The sequence below is a fragment of the Veillonella sp. 27098_8_77 genome (assembly GCF_041431535.1).
Classification (GTDB): domain Bacteria; phylum Bacillota; class Negativicutes; order Veillonellales; family Veillonellaceae; genus Veillonella.
The window spans coordinates 1-587 of the sequence record NZ_JAPVXW010000030.1; the positions used below are offsets into that span (position 1 = coordinate 1).

A 587-nucleotide genomic window follows, 5' to 3' on the forward strand; every position below is an offset into this window, starting at 1 on the left:
CCTAACATTGTTCGGTTTTGAGAGATCTGTTATCTACAAGATAATAATTTCTCAATATATTAAATGGGCCTATAGCTCAGCTGGTTAGAGCGCACGCCTGATAAGCGTGAGGTCGGTGGTTCGAGTCCACCTAGGCCCACCATTTAATACATGGGGGCGTAGCTCAGTTGGGAGAGCACCTGCCTTGCAAGCAGGGGGTCAGGAGTTCGAATCTCCTCGTCTCCACCATTTAGTATTTGACAGCTAGTCTGTTTTGTACTAAAATAACTAAGCTGATTAAACAATCAGTTACAATTTAATAGATTTCGATGGATATCTAGGCGCGTGAGTTGAACGCCGTCGCTGCGTAATGGTAATTACGCAAGACAAGTGAGACGAATGCAACGACGATAACGCGAAATATATAAATTGTTTGTTCTTTGAAAACTGCATAGAAGATAATTATTATATATTTGTAAGGTCATCTCTTAGAATTTCTAAGTAGGTTGACCCGAGCACATAGGAAATAATTCTCTGACTTATTGGTGACGTACATGAAAATGTACGGCTACAAAAAACGACAATGTATCTAATGCATGTCATAAAAT

General features: G+C 39.9%; 2 tRNA genes. Both read left to right on the plus strand.

Annotated features, from left to right (window positions below):
* Nucleotides 1-65: 65 nt before the first annotated feature.
* Nucleotides 66-142 (plus strand) — tRNA-Ile (locus O3617_RS09535).
* Between the two features lie 10 nt (nucleotides 143-152).
* Nucleotides 153-228 (plus strand) — tRNA-Ala (locus O3617_RS09540).
* Nucleotides 229-587 lie beyond the last annotated feature (359 nt).